We start from the raw sequence: 16,631 nt of genomic DNA, 5'->3' as shown, positions 1-16,631 counted from the left end.
GGCAAACGTGTCCGAGGAGATCGGTGGACCGGCGATTCTGGTGCTCGAGGACGGTCGCGTGTTCCACGGCCGATCCTTCGGCGCCGTCGGTGAGACCTTCGGCGAGGCCGTCTTCAACACCGGTATGACCGGCTACCAGGAGACGCTCACAGACCCCTCCTACCACCGCCAGATCGTCGTGATGACCGCCCCGCACATCGGCAACACCGGGGTCAACGACGACGATCCCGAGTCGACCCGCATCTGGGTCGCCGGCTTCGTGGTGCGCGAGCCCTCCCGCATCACCTCCAGCTGGCGCTCGAAGGGCACCCTGGACGACGAGATGCACCGCCAGGACGTGGTCGGCATCGCCCTGACCGGGACCCGCGCCCTCACCCGCCACCTGCGCGACAAGGGTGCGATGCGCGCCGCGATCAGCAGCGTCGAGACCGACCCGAAGGCGCTGCTCGCGCGCGTCCTCGAACAGCCCCCCATGGCCGGCGCCGACCTGGCGGGCCAGGTCAGCACCGACACCGCCTACGAGATCCTGCCGCCCGAGGGCGTCGAGGCCCGACACCACGTCGTCGCCGTCGACCTGGGCATCAAGTCCATGACGCCCCAGCGCCTGACCGAGCGGGGCTGCCGGGTCACCGTGGTGCCCTCCTCCACCACCGCCGAGGACATCCTCGCCCTGGACCCGGACGGCGTCTTCTTCAGCAACGGCCCCGGCGACCCCGCGGCCGCCGACGGACCCGTGAAGGCCATGCGAGGGATCCTGGACGCCGACAAGCCGCTCTTCGGCATCTGCTTCGGCAACCAGATCCTGGGCCGCGCCCTGGGCCTTGGCACCTACAAGCTGCCCTTCGGGCACCGAGGCGCCAACCAGCCGGTCATCGACACCCGTACCAAGAAGGTGGCGATCACCAGCCAGAACCACGGTTTCGCCGTGGACGCACCGCTCGACATCCCGTTCGACACCCCCTACGGCCGGGCCGAGGTCAGCCATATCGGCCTCAACGACCAGGTCGTCGAGGGCCTGCGGTTGCTGGACCGCCCCGTGTTCAGCGTCCAGTTCCACCCGGAGGCCGCCGCGGGCCCCCACGACGCCGCCGATCTCTTCGACGAGTTCGTCGACCTGATGTCCGCCCAGCCCGCACCGGCTGCCAAGTAGTAAGAGGTACAGAGCATGCCGCGCCGTAGTGACCTTTCATCCGTCCTCGTGATCGGCTCCGGCCCGATCGTGATCGGGCAGGCGGCCGAGTTCGACTACTCGGGTACCCAGGCCTGTCGCGTCCTCAAGGCCGAGGGCCTCCGGGTCATCCTGGTCAACTCCAACCCGGCCACGATCATGACCGACCCCGAGATCGCCGACGCCACCTACGTCGAGCCGATCACCACCGGGATGATCGAGAAGATCATCGCCAAGGAACGCCCCGACGCGCTCCTGCCGACGCTGGGCGGACAGACCGCGCTCAACGCCGCCGTGGCCCTGGACGAGGCCGGGATCCTGGCCAAGTACGACGTCGAACTCATCGGCGCCAACATCGAGGCCATCCAGTCCGGTGAGGACCGCGAGACCTTCAAGGGCATCGTGGAGCGCATCGGCGGCGAGTCCGCGCGTTCGCGCATCTGCCACACCATCCAAGAGTGCCTGGACGCCGCCGAGGACCTGAACTACCCCGTGGTGGTCCGCCCCTCCTTCACCATGGGCGGCGCCGGCTCCGGCTTCGCCCACGATGAGAACGATCTGCGCCGCATCGCCGGCCAGGGACTGGCTCTCTCCCCGACCACCGAGGTGCTCCTGGAGGAGTCCATCCTCGGTTGGAAGGAGTACGAGCTGGAGCTGATGCGCGACGCCAAGGACAACGTGGTCGTCGTCTGCTCCATCGAGAACCTCGACCCCATGGGCGTGCACACCGGTGACTCCATCACCGTGGCCCCCGCCATGACCCTGACCGATCGCGAGTACCAGGAACTCCGCGACATCGGCATCGCGGTCATCCGCGAGGTCGGCGTGGACACCGGCGGCTGCAACATCCAGTTCGCCGTCCACCCCGAGACCGGCCGGATCATCGTCATCGAGATGAACCCGCGGGTGTCCCGTTCCTCGGCCCTGGCCTCCAAGGCCACCGGCTTCCCGATCGCCAAGATCGCCGCCAAGCTCGCCATCGGCTACACGATGGACGAGATCCCCAACGACATCACCAAGGAGACCCCGGCCAGCTTCGAGCCCACGCTCGACTACGTCGTGGTCAAGGTGCCCCGCTTCGCCTTCGAGAAGTTCCCCGGCGCCGACCCCGGCCTGACCACCACCATGAAGTCGGTGGGCGAGGCCATGGCGATGGGCCGATCCTTCCCTGAGGCGCTCCAGAAGGCCATGCGCTCCCTGGAGAAGTCCGGGGTGGGCCTGACCTGGGCGGGCGAGCCCGGCGACAAGGACGATCTCGTGCGCGAGGCCGCCCGACCCACCGAGCACCGTCTGCGCCAGGTCCAGCAGGCCCTGCGCGCCGGGGCCACCGTCGAGGAACTGCACGAGTCCACCAGGATCGACCCGTGGTTCCTGGACCAGATGCTGCGTCTGGAGGAGGCCGCGCGCACCCTGGCCGCCGCGTCCAAACTCGACGCCGCGCTGCTGCGCGAGGTGAAGGGACTCGGCTTCTCCGACCTCCAGATCGGTGAGATCACCGGCAAGTCCGAGGACGTCGTGCGCGAACTCCGACACGCCCTGGGCATCCACCCCGTCTACCTGACCGTGGACACCTGCGCCGCCGAGTTCGAGGCCGAGACGCCGTACCTGTACTCCAGCTACGACGAGGAGACCGAGGTCCCCACCGGGGACAAGCCCAAGATCATCATCCTGGGATCGGGACCCAACCGCATCGGCCAGGGCGTGGAGTTCGACTACTCCTGCGTCCACGCCTCCTTCGCGCTCTCCGACGCCGGGTTCGAGACCGTCATGGTCAACTGCAACCCCGAGACCGTCTCCACCGACTACGACACCAGCGACCGGCTCTACTTCGAGCCGCTCACACTGGAGGACGTCCTGGAGGTCGTGCGCGCCGAGCAGGCCGCCGGACCGGTCGTCGGGGTCATCGTCCAGCTCGGCGGTCAGACCCCGCTGGGCCTGGCCCGACGTCTCAAGGACGCCGGAGTGCCCATCATCGGCACCAGCCCGGAGGCCATCGACCTGGCCGAGGACCGCGGCGAGTTCGGCAAGGTCCTGGACGCCGCCGGCCTCCCCGCGCCCAAGTACGGCACCGCCTACTCCTTCGAGCAGGCCAAGGTCGCGGCCGACGAGATCGGCTACCCGGTCATGGTCCGACCCTCCTACGTGCTGGGCGGCCGCGGCATGGAGATCGTCTACAGCGAGGCGATGCTCGCCGACTACATCGAGCGCAACGCCGAGGTCAGCCCCGAACACCCGGTGCTGATCGACCGCTTCCTCGACGACGCCATCGAGATCGACGTCGACGCCCTCTACGACGGCAAGGACCTCTACCTGGGCGGCGTCATGGAGCACATCGAGGAGGCCGGCATCCACTCCGGCGACTCCGCGTGCACCCTGCCCTCCATCACGCTGGGCAGCGAGGACATCGAGCGCATCCGCTACTCCACCGAGGCCATCGCCCGCGGCACCGGGGTGCGGGGACTGCTCAACGTCCAGTACGCGCTCGCCTCGGGCGTCCTCAACGTCCTGGAGGCCAACCCGCGCGCCTCCCGGACGGTGCCGTTCGTGTCCAAGGCCACCGCGGTCCCGCTGGCCAAGGCCGCCGCCCGGGTCATGGCCGGCAGCAGCATCGCCGAACTGCGCGCCGAGGGCATGCTGCCCTCCAAGGGCGACGGTGGCGACCTGCCCGCCGACGCACCGGTCTCCGTCAAGGAGGCGGTGATGCCGTTCAACCGCTTCATCGACAAGCACGGTGAGGGCGTCGACACCATCCTCGGCCCGGAGATGCGCTCCACCGGTGAGGTCATGGGCCTGGACGTGGAGTTCGGGGCGGCCTTCGCCAAGTCCCAGCTCGCGGTCAACAGCTCGATGCCCACCCGGGGCAAGGTGTTCGTGTCGGTCGCCAACCGGGACAAGCGCTCGATGATCTTCCCGGTCAAGCGCCTGGCCGACCTCGGCCTGGAGATCCTGGCCACCGAGGGCACCGCCGTCGTCCTGCGCCGCAACGGCGTGCGCGCCACCGTGGTGCGCAAGCACAGCGCGGGCCCCGGCCCCGACGGCGAGCGCACCATCGTGCAGCTCATCCACGACGGGGAGGTCGACCTCATCGTCAACACCCCGTTCGGCAGCGCCGGGCAGGCCGGACCACGTCTGGACGGCTACGAGATCCGTACCGCCGCGATCGTCCGGAACGTTCCCAGCGTCACCACGGTCCAGGGTCTGGCCGCCGCGGTGCAGGCCATCGAGGCCGGTGTGCGCGGGGACGTGGGGGTGCGCTCCTTGCAGGAGCACGCCCGAGCGCTCACGGCGAGTCGCGAGGACTCCTAGGCTGTAGCGGAGCGTCCGGGTGCCGTGGGAACACCCCCGCGGCACCCGGACCGTACCGCCGCGAGTCCAGAGAGGCTGCCACCACAGATGAGCGACAACGGACCGGTGCAGGTCAGGTGCCCCGTGCTGAACGTGCGCAGGGTGGACGCCTACTACGCCATCACCGTCGTCGCCCCGGGTATAGCCGAGCGCTTCCGTTCCGGGCAGTTCGTCTCGGTGACGGTGGGCGGCGACCATTCCAGCACGTTGCTGCGTCGCCCCTTCGCCATCCACGACGTCAAACCCGACTACGGCGGAACCGTGGAGTTCCTGTTCGCGGTGCGCGGTACCGGCACCGCCTGGCTGGCCGAACGAAGATCGCGCGACCTGCTCGACGTGGTGGGCCCGCTGGGTCGGCCCTTCCCCCTGCCCCGGGATCCCGTCAACTGCGTGCTGGTGGGCGGGGGATCGGGGAGCGCCCCGCTGTTCCCACTGGCGCAGTCGCTGCGTCGGCGCGGCTGCCGGGTGGACTTCGTCCTGGGCGGTGCCTCGGCCGATCGGGTGTTCAGCGCGATCACCGCCCGCCGGATCGCGGAGACCGCGGAGTTCACCACCGACGACGGTTCCTTCGGTACCCGCGGACGGGTCACCGACGTCCTCGGTCGGGTGATCGAGGACGCCCGCTCCGACGCCGTGTACGCCTGTGGACCCATGCCGATGCTGCGCGCCGTCACCCAGGTGGCCGGCAAGCACGGCGTCCCCGTGCAGGTCGCGGTCGAGGAGACCATGGCCTGCGGCATCGGGATCTGCATGACCTGTGTGATCCCGGTGGTGGGAGAGGACGGGATCACGCGGATGGTGCGGTCCTGCGTGGACGGCCCCGTCTTCCGGGGCGAACGGGTGCGGTTCGACGACGTGGGCACCATCCCCTTCGACGCCTTGGGCGCACCCGGTTGGAAGGGGTCGGGGGCCGCCGGCACGGCGGAGTCGACCCGTGACATCGCCTGACCGGCAATGATGAGTCACCCCAGGTCCCGGGCGCGGGTCGTCCGGGCGACCACGAGCGAGCGAAGACACGTGAACGCAGACCTCAGGACCCGACTCGGATCCCTGGAACTCCCCAACCCGGTGGTGACCGCCGCCGGGTGTGCGGGCTCGGGACGGGAGCTGGCGCAATTCTTCGACGTGGCGGAGATCGGCGCCATCACCACCAAGTCCTTGATGTTGGAGCCGCGGGCGGGCCGCCCGGCCCCGCGTATGGCGGAGACCCCCAGCGGGATGCTGAGCACCATCGGCCTTCAGGGGCCCGGCGTGGACGTGTTCCTCGAACGCGACCTGCCGTGGCTGCTGTCCCGGGGCGGCCGGGCGATCGTGTCCATCGCGGGCTCGGGGGTGGGGGAGTTCGGTGAGCTGGCCCGCCGGGTCTCGGACGCCGAAGGGGTGGCCGCCATCGAGGTGAACCTGTCCTGCCCCGACCCGACCGACCCCGCCGGACGACACTTCGCCGACGACCCGGCCCAGGCCGCCGCGGTGGTGCAGACGGTGCGCTCGCACGCCCGATCCGATCTGCCCGTGCTGGCCAAGATCGCGGTGGACGTCCCGGACGTGCTGAAGCTGGCCGAGGCCTGCGTCGGCGCCAGGGCCGACGGACTGACCATGATCAACACCCTGCGGGGCATGAGCGTGGACACCCGCACGTTGCGTCCCGCGGTGACCGGTGGGATGGGCGGACTCTCCGGACCGGCGATCCGTCCGCTGGCCGTGGGATGCGTCTATCGGGTCCACGAGGCCTTCCCCGACGTGCCCATCGTCGGTGTCGGGGGTGTGCGCACCGGATCCGACGTGTTGGAGTTCATGGCGGCGGGCGCGAGCGCCGTGGCGGTGGGAACGGTGAACTTCTCGGACCCCTCCGCGTGCACTCGGGTCCTGCGCGAGTTCACCGAGACGCTGGAGACTCTGGGGGTGCCCAAGGCCTCGGATCTGGTGGGCGCCGCGCACCGCTCGGGGTTGTGATCCGCGGGTCACCGGGCGGCAAGGCCCTGACCGGCCTGAACAGCGTTGAGATGGCTCTGTGTGGCTGAACGGGCGCGCCCGGCATCCAGAGCAGGGATCAGGGGGAACAGCCGCCTACGGCCGACTGGAAGGCCGTTACGGGGAAGTGACGCGGGTCGGGTGCATGAAGCGCTCGATCCAGGGAATCGCACACCATGCGGTGTGCACATGACAGTGGATGTGCATTCGTAAGCACGTTCGTAAGAACGGCGGACGAGTGCCGGACCCCGGGCTCCGGCCGGGTCACACGATTGGAGAGACCGACATGACCGCTCCTTCCGCGCCCATCGCCGTCGCGATCGATGCCGGCGACATCGAGACCGCGGCCACTTGGGCGTCCGCCGTCGCACCGCACGTCAGCACGGTGAAGGTGGGCCTGGAGCTGTACCTGCGCTACGGGCCCGAGGTGATCAGCGCCGTACGCGGGGCCAACCGCGTCGGTGTCTTCCTCGACCTGAAGCTGTACGACATCCCCGCCACCGTGGCCGGTGCGGCGCGCAGCGTGGCGGGGCTGCGGCCCTCGATCCTGACCGTGCACGCGAGCGGGGGAGCGGACATGGTCCGAGCGGCGGTCGAGGCCGCCCCGGACACCAAGATCGCGGCGGTGACGGTGCTCACCTCCATGAACGAGACGGATCTGGAGCAGGTGGGGCTGCTCGGTCCGGCACGGGACGCGGTCCGTCGCCTGGCGGCGCTCTCGGTGGGCGCGGGAGCGCGCGCACTGGTGTGTTCGCCTCAGGAAGTGGCGGCGGTCCGCGCAGAGGTGGGCCCGGACATCACCCTCATCACGCCGGGCGTGCGCCCGGCCGGTGCGGACAAGGGTGACCAGTCCCGGGTCGCGACTCCGGAGGAGGCGATCGAGGCAGGGGCGGACCTTCTCGTCATCGGTCGCCCGATCACCCGTGCCGCGGACCCCGGTGCGGCGGCGGCCTCCATCGCGGCGGCCGTACGGCGTGCCGGGGCCCGTGTCTGAAATCCGGTGGCCGGTCCCGGAACCGCTGTGCTGCGCGGATCCGGAACCGGCCGCACGGATCGCCCTCCGGATCTTCGCATTCGTCCCATCACGCACAGTTGCGGGTCACAGACGGTGATCAAATAGGCGTGTCCGAAACCCCATTGCCGTGGCGAAGAGTGACCCGGGTCACCCCTGTGTGACCTGCGCTGGTCGTGCGCTTCGCCTGCTCGGCAATCGGGACGAAAGTCCTGGTTTTCGTACCTGCACGCAATTGGTCGACTACTCTGGGTAGTTCCTTCAACGAAATAGCCTCTGAAAGGGCACTTTACGTTGCCTAACAGGGGTCGGACCTACTAACTTTCGCAGGCGTCCGCCCTCTACAAACGAGTAGAAATCCGAGGTGACCCGGCGTGGCCCTTCCTCCCCTCACACCCGAGCAGCGCAGCGCGGCTCTCGAGAAAGCCGCCAAGGCCAGAAAAGAGCGCGCTGAGGTCAAGAACAAGCTGAAGAACGGCGGCATCTCGCTGTCCGAGGTGCTTTCCAACGGCCTCAAGGACGACGTCATCGGCAAGATGAAGGTTTCGGCTTTGCTGGAATCCCTCCCCGGTGTCGGCAAGGTCCGCGCGAAGCAGATCATGGAGCGGCTCAACATCGCTGAGTCGCGCCGTGTCCGGGGTCTGGGCACCAACCAGCGTGCCGCCCTGGAGAGCGAGTTCGGTGACCTCACCAAGTAGCTCGGAAGTACGGAGCAGATAGCCGAACACCGGACGTCGCGTCCCCCACAGACGCGTGACGAGCCCCCGCATCCGGTGGGGTCTCATCGGTGGGAAGCGTGATCCGAGGCCGCGGCCGACGGGCAAGGAGTGGACCCCAGGTCACACTCCGTCCATCGCGCCGCGGCCTCGGTGGTATAAAGGGATCTCCCGCGACCGTACGCGGCCCGCCCACCGGCGGCCGCGTGAGCCGCCCGCGCGGTACCGTGCCGGACCTGGCCGGTCCCGGCGGACCGGTGGCCCACCGCGCGGCGAACACGCCGAATGGAATCCTGATCTACATGCCTGCGCAGAACGCGGACCCCGCCCGCCCCGTCGCGAAACGGCTGACCGTGCTGTCCGGACCCTCGGGCGTTGGCAAGAGCACCGTCGTCGCGCACCTGCGAGAGGTCGACCCCGACGTGTGGCTGTCGGTCTCGGTGACCACCCGTGCCCCCCGCCCCGGCGAACACGACGGTGTCCAGTACCACTTCGTCTCCGACGAGGAGTTCGACCGCCTCGTCGCCGAGAACCAACTGCTCGAATGGGCGGAGTTCGCCGGCAACCGCTACGGCACCCCGCGTGGCCCGGTCCAGGAACGCCTGGACTCCGGCACCCCCGTCCTGCTGGAGATCGAACTCCAAGGCGCCCGACAGGTCCGCGAGTCCATGTCCGACGCCCTGCACGTCTTCCTCGCCCCGCCCTCCTGGGAGGAGCTGGTGCGCAGGCTCTCCGGTCGCGGCACCGAGAGCGAGGAGGTCATCCAGCGCAGGCTGGAGGTGGCCAAGGTCGAACTCGCCGCGGAGAAGGAATTCGACACGACCCTGGTCAACACGTCCGTACAGGACGTGTGCGACGAGCTGCTAGCGTTGATGACCGCGCCCAAGGTGTGATAATTGGGGTGACAGCGGCCGCGCCGAACATCGGTGGTGGCGCACACCCGCCTCACCGGGCCCCGAGAACCATTCCATCCAATCAACGTCACGGCTTGTCGACGAGCCGGAGACCGTCCCTGGGGGTAACAAAGTGGCTGGTACCGAGCCCGTCGCCGAAGGCATCACCAACCCGCCGATCGACGACCTGCTGGAACTGGTGGACAGCAAGTACAGCCTGGTCACCATGGCCTCGAAGCGGGCCCGCCAGATCAACGCCTACTACGCCCAGCTGGGCGAGGGCCTGCTGGAGTACGTCGGACCGCTGGTGGAGACCCAGGTCCAGGAGAAGTCCCTGTCCATCGCCCTGCGCGAGGTCAAGTCCGGTCTGCTCACCGCGGAGCCCTACGAGGGCATCTGACCCGAGTACGTGCCCGAGTACCACGGCGCCCGTCGCACACCCCGCCAGGGGCGTGCGACGGGCGCCTCCTGGTAGAACAACTGGTGTGAGTGACACAGAGAACGTTCCCCAGGTGGTCCTCGGCGTCGGCGGTGGCATCGCCGCCTACAAGATCTGCGAGCTCCTGCGCCGACTGACCGAGTCCGGCCACCGAGTCCGTGTCGTGCCCACCGAAGCCGCCCTGCGCTTCGTCGGAGAGCCCACCTGGGCGGCCCTGTCCGGGCAGCCCGTCGAGACCGGTGTGTGGGACCGGGTGCACGAGGTTCCGCACGTGCGCATCGGCCAGTCCGCGGACCTGGTGTTCGTCGCCCCGGCGACCGCCGACATCATGGCCAAGGCCGCCGCCGGGATCGCCGACGACCTGCTGACCAACACCCTGCTCACCGCCCGCTGTCCGGTCGTGTTCGCCCCGGCGATGCACACCGAGATGTGGGAACACCCCGCCACCCGGGCCAACGTGGCCACGCTGCGTTCGCGCGGCGCCATCGTCCTCGACCCGGCCGTGGGCCGACTGACCGGCGTCGACACCGGCCGAGGTCGACTCCCCGAACCCGCCGAACTGTTCGAGGCCGCCCGCCTGGTCCTGCGTCGTGGGACCGCCGAACCCGACCTGGCCGGTCGCCGCGTGCTCATCTCCGCGGGCGGTACCCGCGAGGCCATCGACCCGGTGCGCTTCATCGGCAACCACTCCTCGGGACGGCAGGGCTACGCGCTGGCCCGCACCGCCGCGGCGCGCGGCGCCGACGTCACCCTGGTGGCCGCCAACGTCTCCCTGCCCGACCCGGCCGGCGTGAGCCTGGTGCGGGTGTCCTCGGCGCTGGAACTGGCCGAGGCCATGGAGGCCGAACGCGCGGCGGCGGACATCGTGGTGATGACCGCGGCCGTCGCCGACTTCCGTCCGGTCGACAGCGCCGCGTCCAAGATCAAGAAGTCCGGCGCGGCCCCGGCCCCGCTCGAACTGGTCGAGAACCCCGACATCCTCGCCGGTCTGGTCACCACCCGGGAGAGGGAGGGCACCGACCAGACCATCGTGGGGTTCGCCGCCGAGACCGACGACGTGATCGCCAACGGCCGCGCCAAGCTGGCCCGCAAGGGTTGCGACCTGCTCGTGGTCAACCAGGTCGGTGGTGGACGCGCCTTCGGCACCGAGGACAACCAGGCGACCGTCCTGGGCGCCGACGGCACCGTGGTGGACATCCCCACCGGTCCCAAGGAGGACCTCGCCGACCGTGTGTGGGACCTGGTGGTGGAACGTTCGCCGGGGCGGACCCCCTGAGAGAGGGCGTGCTCGAACACCGGTGGGAATCCGGTCTCCTTCGAGGTGGACGCGTGAAAATCCCCATGTCGTTACGCTAGATTCCTACCGCCGAGTACGTCACACTTCGAACGGGCCCTGTGTGCGACCTGCCAGGTCGACCAACGGGCGACCGTCCCCACTGGTCCCGTTACAGTGGACGAATAACCAACCCCGTCGGTCGGCATTGACCGCCCTCGGCGCGAAGCCGGGGCGAGCCGGACCGCACCGACCATGTCAGCCAGCAGCCGCTGCAAGGAGTCACGCAACGTGTCCCGCCGCCTTTTCACCTCCGAGTCCGTCACCGAAGGCCATCCCGACAAGATGGCCGACCAGATCAGTGACGCGATCCTCGACGCGATGCTCACCACCGACCCCGGCAGCCGGGTCGCGGTCGAGACGCTGATCACCACCGGTCAGGTCCACATCGCGGGTGAGGTCACCACTCAGACCTACGTCGACATCCCCGCCATCGTGCGCGAGAAGATCCTCCAGATCGGATACGACTCCTCCGCCAAGGGGTTCGATGGTGACTCCTGCGGGGTCAACGTCTCCATCGACGCGCAGTCCCCCGACATCGCCCAGGGCGTCGACACCGCCTACGAGGCGCGTGTCGAGAACGAAGAGGACGCCCTCGACCGTCAGGGCGCGGGCGACCAGGGTCTGATGTTCGGCTACGCCAACCGTGAGACCCCCGAGCTCATGCCGTTGCCCATCAAACTGGCGCACGCGCTCTCGGAGCGGCTCGCGAGTGTTCGGCGGGACGGCACGGTGCCCTACCTGCGCCCCGATGGCAAGACCCAGGTCACCGTCGAATACGAGGGCCAGACCCCGGTCCGGCTGGACACCGTGGTGGTCTCCAGCCAGCACTCCGCCGACATCAACCTTGAGGAGATGCTGACCCCGGACATCCGGGAGCACGTCATCGAACCGGTCGTGGCCGCCTACGGCCTGGACTCCGACGACTACCGCCTCCTGGTCAACCCGACCGGTCGCTTCGAGATCGGCGGCCCGATGGGCGACGCCGGTCTGACCGGCCGCAAGATCATCGTCGACACCTACGGCGGCTACGCCCGCCATGGAGGCGGCGCCTTCTCCGGCAAGGACCCGTCGAAGGTGGACCGTTCGGCCGCCTACGCCACCCGCTGGGTCGCCAAGAACATCGTCGCCGCCGAACTGGCCGAGCGCGTGGAGGTCCAGGTGGCCTACGCGATCGGCAAGGCGCACCCGGTCGGCGTGTTCCTGGAGACCTTCGGTACCGAGCGGGTCGCCCCGGAGCTGATCGAGAAGGCCGTCAAGGAGGTCTTCGACCTGCGTCCGGCCGCCATCGTGCGCGACCTGGACCTGCTGCGTCCGATCTACTCCAACACCGCCGCCTACGGTCACTTCGGCCGTGAGCTCAAGGAGTTCACCTGGGAGAGCACCGACCGGGCCGCCGCGCTGCGGTCCTTCGTCGGCGCCTAGGGCTCCCCGAGGGGGCGTGTGACCGGTCGCGGTCACACGCCCCCTCGTCGCGTCCGCGGACATTTCCCTGCATGCCTCCCACACTCGACGACTACACAGTGTTACAAAATAGGTGCTTTGAGTCATCGACGTGATGCTTCGCGAGGGAGAACACCATGGCCGTGTCATCGGCGGTGTCCGCGGTCGGACTGGCCGCACTGATCGCTCTTCCCGGGCAACCGGCCCCGGACGAGGAGGGGCCGGTGCCCGGAGCGGGGAGTCTGCACGTCACCGTCGGCGAGCGCTCCGAGGAACGACTCCAGGTCGGTGACCGGGTCGAGTACACCATCAGGGTGCGCAACGCCGGCTACGAGGCCGTACCCGACGCCCAGATCGTGCAGTTCCTACCGAAGTCGCTGCGTTACGTCTCCGGGGCCCCCGAAGGCGTCGAGGAGGGCCGGGCCGTGTGGGAGCGTCCACTGGAGCCGGGACAGCGCGACGTCCTCACCGTGACCGCCGAGGTCACCGCCCTGCCCGAGCGTGGCGTACAACCGGTCTCCACCGTCTGCATGCGCCCCGCCGCCGACGCGCGACTCGCCTCCTGTACCGCCAGCGTCCACCGAGTGCACCATGAGCCGCCCCCGGTCTGGGTGGCCGCCGGCGTGGCGCTGGTGGTGGCCCTGGCCACGGGCGTCGGCGGTTACCTGCGCTACCGGGGTACACGCCGGCCACGGGTCGAACCGGAACCGCCCAACGACCACACCCCGGAGCCCACACCCGAGGTCGGGACCACCCCCGGCCACGCGCCCGTCTTCCACCTGGACTCACACCGCTGAGGGGTGGGGCGAACCGATCGATGGATTTACCCGGTTTTCCGTACGCTTGACCGAATGGTCGTTGCTCTGGGTAGTCGATATAGCACGATCTGTGTATGAATTGTTGCTCTAAGTACGTGTCCGAGGCGTTCAAGACCACGGTTGGTGCTCGCAGTCTGATCCGAATGGCGGCCGTCTCCGTCGGCACCGTGATCGTCGTACCCCTCTTGTGGGGGACGACCCCGGTGCTCGCCGACGACGTCGAGTATGTCGAGCGGCCGAGTACCCGACCACTGGACCCGGTGGAGAAGGACGTCCTGGACCGGGTTCGGATCGAGTCACCCTCGGAGACCGCGAACACGTTCCCAGAGCGGGAATCGGTCGAGGCGGAACCGGACGATCTTCAAACCGATCGCTCGGTGCGGGACTCCGAGTCCCAAGGCGCCCAAAAAGAGAGTCGGGAAGAGAACGGGGACGGCGGTTACGAGGGGTACTACCCCGAGCCCGAGCCTGAACCGGAGCCTGAGCCTGAACCGGAGCCCGAGCCCGAGCCTGAACCGGAGCCCGAGCCTGAACCGGAGCCCGAGCCCGAGCCCGAGCCCGAGCCTGAACCGGAGCCCGAGCCGGAGCCCGAGCCGGAGCCGGAGCCCGAGCCGGAGCCGGAGCCCGAGCCGGAGCCCGAGCCGGAGCCCGAACCGGAGCCCGAACCGGAGCCGGAGCCCGAGCCCGAACCGGAGAAGCCGGTTCTCGCACAGACCGGAGCCTCCGTGGCGATCCCGGCACTGGGCGGGCTGTTGACCTCCGTCGCCGGTATCGGCGCGATGTTCCTGGGACGCCGTCGAGGCCCCGAGAAGCAGCGCGACTAGAGAACGCTTCCCGAACACCGCAAACGAGAACGGGCCGCACCCCCGGTGAGAGGGGGCGCGGCCCGTTCGCGTGTCCTCGCGGTGAGGTGCCTCAGCTCATGTCGTCGAGGGCCTTCTCGGCCTCGGCGAGCCAGGAACGACGTGCCTCCAGGGCGGCCTCGTTCTCCTTGATCCGACGCTCGTCACCGGCGGCCCGAGCCTTCTCCAGCTTGGCCTCCAGGCCCTGGATCGCCGTCGACAGCTGGTCGACGGTGTCCTTGGCGCGAGCGCGGGCCTCGGGGTTGGTGCGGTCCCACTCGGCCTCCTCGGCCCGGCGCACACCGTCCTCGATCTGCCGGAAAGCGCCCTCCAACTTGTCGCGGGTGTCGCGCGGCAGCTCACCCGCCTCCTCCCAGGCCTCCTGGAAGTCACGCAGCCGGGCGCGTGCACGACGCGGGTTCGAGATGCCGGGGATCTCCGCCTTGGCCTCGGCCAGGATCTTCTCCTTGGCGTCGGCGTTGACCCTCAGTTCGGCGTCACGCTCGGCGAAGGTGGCGTTGCGCGCGTCGAAGAAGGTGTCCTGGGCGGCCTTGAAACGCGCCCACAGCTTGTCCTCGCTCGTCCGGTCGGCGCGGCCGCTGGCCTTCCAACGCTGCATCAGGTCCCGGTAGGCGCGGGCGGTGGGCCCCCACTCGGTGGAACTCGACAGAGCCTCGGCCTCGGCGACGATCTGCTCCTTGTCGGAGCGCACCCCTTCGCGCTGCTGGTCCAGGTTGGCGAAGTAGGCCTTGCGCCGCTTGGAGAAGGAGTTGCGTGCCGCCGACATGCGCTTCCACAGCGCCTGCTCGGTGGGGCGGTCGGCCCGAGGGGCCTTCTTCCACTCCTCGATCAGCTGGAGCATGCGCTCGCCACCGGACTTCCAGTGGGTCGTCTCGGCGGCGACGCGCTCGGCCTCTGCGACGATGCGCTCCTTGACCTGGCGGGCCTGGCCGCGGGCCTGCTCCTGGGCCTGCTTCTGCTCGACCTTGCGCTCCTCAGCGCGGCCGGACAGCTTGTCCAGGCGCTTCATCAGCGAGTCCAGGTCACCGACGACGTTGGCGTCCTTGATCGAGTCACGGAGCTTGTCGATGCTGCTCATCGCGGCGGAGGCCGACAGGTCGGTGCTGCGAAGCCGCTTCTCCAGCAACCCCACCTGGGTCACCAGGGCGTCGTACTTGTTCCGGTAGAAGGCGAGAGCCTCCTCCGGAGCACCCGCCTGCCACGATCCGACGACCCTCTCGCCATCACCTGTGCGCACATAGACCGTGCCGTCGTCGTCTACGCGGCCCCAAGGGTCCGTGGTCACCGTGTCCTCCTGCTGTCGTGAACCGGGCCGGGCGGGGCCGGGTTCGGGTCGTCGCGGCGGCGTCCGGGCCTCTGCGTGAGGGGAAGGCCACCGTGTCCTGCACGATATCCCCACGCTCCGGCGGACAACGACGCGCCGTGTTCAACGTGTGAGCAGATCTTTCGGGTCTGCTTTCGTCCTCGTCCGGTCGGTCCGATCCCGCCGCCTCGGAAAAGAGACGCAGGTCGCGCGGCCCGACACGACACGACGACGGTGACCAATATGGCATTACCACGCGCTTTGGCAAAGAGCCCGGGCGTGCGGGGTGATCGAATGGTGATCAAACGCCTTCTCATATGTGCTTTTCGGTTCGCCGCCCCTCCTCGCTCTCGGTAGGCTCTCCTGGACAGGTCCGTGGCACCCGTGTCCGGGCCGACCACGCACAGACCACGAACGCTCCACGAACAGGACGACCACCGCCGTGCTCATCGCCGCTCTCCCCACCGGGCCCCTCGCCGCGAACTGCTACGTGCTCGCACCGGCCCCGGGCGGCGATTGCGTCATCGTGGACCCCGGCCAGGGGGCCACCGCCCAGGTGGACAAGGTCCTGGCCGAGCACGACCTGACCCCGGCCGCGATCCTGCTCACACACGGGCACTTCGACCACGTGTGGTCGGCCACCGAACTCGGTGAGACCCATGGAGCCCCGGTGTACCTGCACGCCGACGACCACGGTCTGCTCTCCGAGCCCGCAGCCGGAGTGGACGCCGGTTTCGCCGCCCAGTTGCAGATGCTGCTGGGCCCGGGGCCCTATCCGGTCCCGGCCGACCTGCGTGAGGTCGAGGGCGGTCAGAGCCTCACCCTGGCCGGGGTGGAGTTCGGTGTCGAGCACACCCCCGGCCACACCCCGGGCTCGGTGGTCTACACGGTGACCGCCGAGGACGGGGAGCCGGTCATGTTCGCCGGTGATCTGGTCTTCGCCGGATCCATCGGCCGTACCGATTTTCCCGGCGGCAGCACCGAGGCGATGAACCGCAGCCTGAGCAGCGCCGTTCTGAACCGCCCCGACGCCACCCGGATCCTGCCCGGGCACGGCCCGGCCACCACGGTGGAGCGCGAGCGCGCCACCAACCCCTACCTGCGCGATATCGCCGGTTGACCCGGTCTTACGCCTCGCTCGATCCCGGCGGTGTTCGAGACAGTCGGAGGAGAGCCGCATGCGCCGTATCTCGATGACCCCGGTCCGCAAGGTCAAGGGCAGCACCACCGTGGTCGCCAACTAGCGGCCGGGATCGGGCCCCGAGCCTTCGGGGGTCCGTGTGCCACTCGAACCAGGAGGCCAGGGGGCGTGGTTGGCGGTAGGATC

At 69.3% G+C, this 16,631-nt stretch carries 14 protein-coding genes; 13 read left to right on the top strand and 1 reads right to left on the bottom strand.

Going from position 1 to position 16,631, the window contains the following annotated elements; genetic code table 11:
* Positions 1-7 precede the first annotated feature (7 nt).
* The 12 genes from carA to ABZ717_RS10895 all read left to right on the top strand — a co-directional run bounded on the left by carA (position 8) and on the right by ABZ717_RS10895 (position 13,962).
* Positions 8-1,150, top strand: coding sequence for a glutamine-hydrolyzing carbamoyl-phosphate synthase small subunit (carA, locus tag ABZ717_RS10950; protein ID WP_358508209.1), 1,143 nt, complete (start codon positions 8-10; stop codon positions 1,148-1,150).
* Positions 1,151-1,165: 15 nt separating this feature from the next.
* A complete protein-coding gene (carB, locus tag ABZ717_RS10945) occupies positions 1,166-4,474 on the top strand; it encodes a carbamoyl-phosphate synthase large subunit (RefSeq protein ID WP_358508207.1) in 3,309 nt (1,102 codons plus the stop codon).
* 87 nt (positions 4,475-4,561) lie between these two features.
* A complete protein-coding gene (locus ABZ717_RS10940; RefSeq protein ID WP_358508205.1) occupies positions 4,562-5,461 on the top strand; it encodes a dihydroorotate dehydrogenase electron transfer subunit in 900 nt (299 codons plus the stop codon).
* 69 nt (positions 5,462-5,530) lie between these two features.
* Positions 5,531-6,466: a dihydroorotate dehydrogenase gene (locus ABZ717_RS10935; protein ID WP_358508204.1), complete on the top strand. Its 936-nt coding sequence runs from the start codon at positions 5,531-5,533 to the stop codon at positions 6,464-6,466.
* A 304-nt stretch (positions 6,467-6,770) separates the two neighbouring features.
* A complete protein-coding gene (pyrF, locus tag ABZ717_RS10930) occupies positions 6,771-7,478 on the top strand; it encodes an orotidine-5'-phosphate decarboxylase (protein WP_358508202.1) in 708 nt (235 codons plus the stop codon).
* Between the two features lie 392 nt (positions 7,479-7,870).
* The gene (gene mihF, locus ABZ717_RS10925; protein WP_017546565.1) at positions 7,871-8,194 is read left to right on the top strand and encodes an integration host factor, actinobacterial type; all 324 of its coding nucleotides are present in this window, start codon (positions 7,871-7,873) and stop codon (positions 8,192-8,194) included.
* A gap of 320 nt (positions 8,195-8,514) precedes the next feature.
* The gene (gene gmk / locus ABZ717_RS10920) at positions 8,515-9,105 is read left to right on the top strand and encodes a guanylate kinase (RefSeq protein ID WP_358508200.1); all 591 of its coding nucleotides are present in this window, start codon (positions 8,515-8,517) and stop codon (positions 9,103-9,105) included.
* A gap of 133 nt (positions 9,106-9,238) precedes the next feature.
* Positions 9,239-9,505: a DNA-directed RNA polymerase subunit omega gene (gene rpoZ, locus ABZ717_RS10915; protein WP_358508198.1), complete on the top strand. Its 267-nt coding sequence runs from the start codon at positions 9,239-9,241 to the stop codon at positions 9,503-9,505.
* A 112-nt stretch (positions 9,506-9,617) separates the two neighbouring features.
* A complete protein-coding gene (gene coaBC, locus ABZ717_RS10910; protein WP_067606423.1) occupies positions 9,618-10,820 on the top strand; it encodes a bifunctional phosphopantothenoylcysteine decarboxylase/phosphopantothenate--cysteine ligase CoaBC in 1,203 nt (400 codons plus the stop codon).
* 288 nt (positions 10,821-11,108) lie between these two features.
* On the top strand, positions 11,109-12,302 hold the full coding sequence (gene metK, locus ABZ717_RS10905; protein WP_358508196.1) for a methionine adenosyltransferase: 1,194 nt from the start codon (positions 11,109-11,111) through the stop codon (positions 12,300-12,302).
* A 155-nt stretch (positions 12,303-12,457) separates the two neighbouring features.
* Positions 12,458-13,117 (top strand): hypothetical protein, encoded by a 660-nt coding sequence (locus ABZ717_RS10900; RefSeq protein WP_358508195.1) that lies wholly within the window; start codon positions 12,458-12,460, stop codon positions 13,115-13,117.
* A gap of 95 nt (positions 13,118-13,212) precedes the next feature.
* Entirely contained in the window at positions 13,213-13,962 is a 750-nt protein-coding gene (locus ABZ717_RS10895; RefSeq protein WP_358508194.1) for a hypothetical protein, read from the top strand.
* A gap of 91 nt (positions 13,963-14,053) precedes the next feature.
* On the opposite strand, the gene ABZ717_RS10890 is transcribed toward ABZ717_RS10895, so the two are convergent.
* Positions 14,054-15,286: a DUF349 domain-containing protein gene (locus ABZ717_RS10890; protein WP_358508192.1), complete on the bottom strand. Its 1,233-nt coding sequence runs from the start codon at positions 15,284-15,286 to the stop codon at positions 14,054-14,056.
* 460 nt (positions 15,287-15,746) lie between these two features.
* On the opposite strand from ABZ717_RS10890, the gene ABZ717_RS10885 reads away from it, so the two are divergent.
* Entirely contained in the window at positions 15,747-16,424 is a 678-nt protein-coding gene (locus tag ABZ717_RS10885) for an MBL fold metallo-hydrolase (protein WP_358508190.1), read from the top strand.
* Positions 16,425-16,631 lie beyond the last annotated feature (207 nt).

The organism is Nocardiopsis sp. NPDC006832, from assembly GCF_040635885.1.
In the GTDB taxonomy this organism is placed as follows: Bacteria; Actinomycetota; Actinomycetes; order Streptosporangiales; family Streptosporangiaceae; genus Nocardiopsis.
This window is presented reverse-complemented; position numbering and strand designations above follow the sequence as displayed.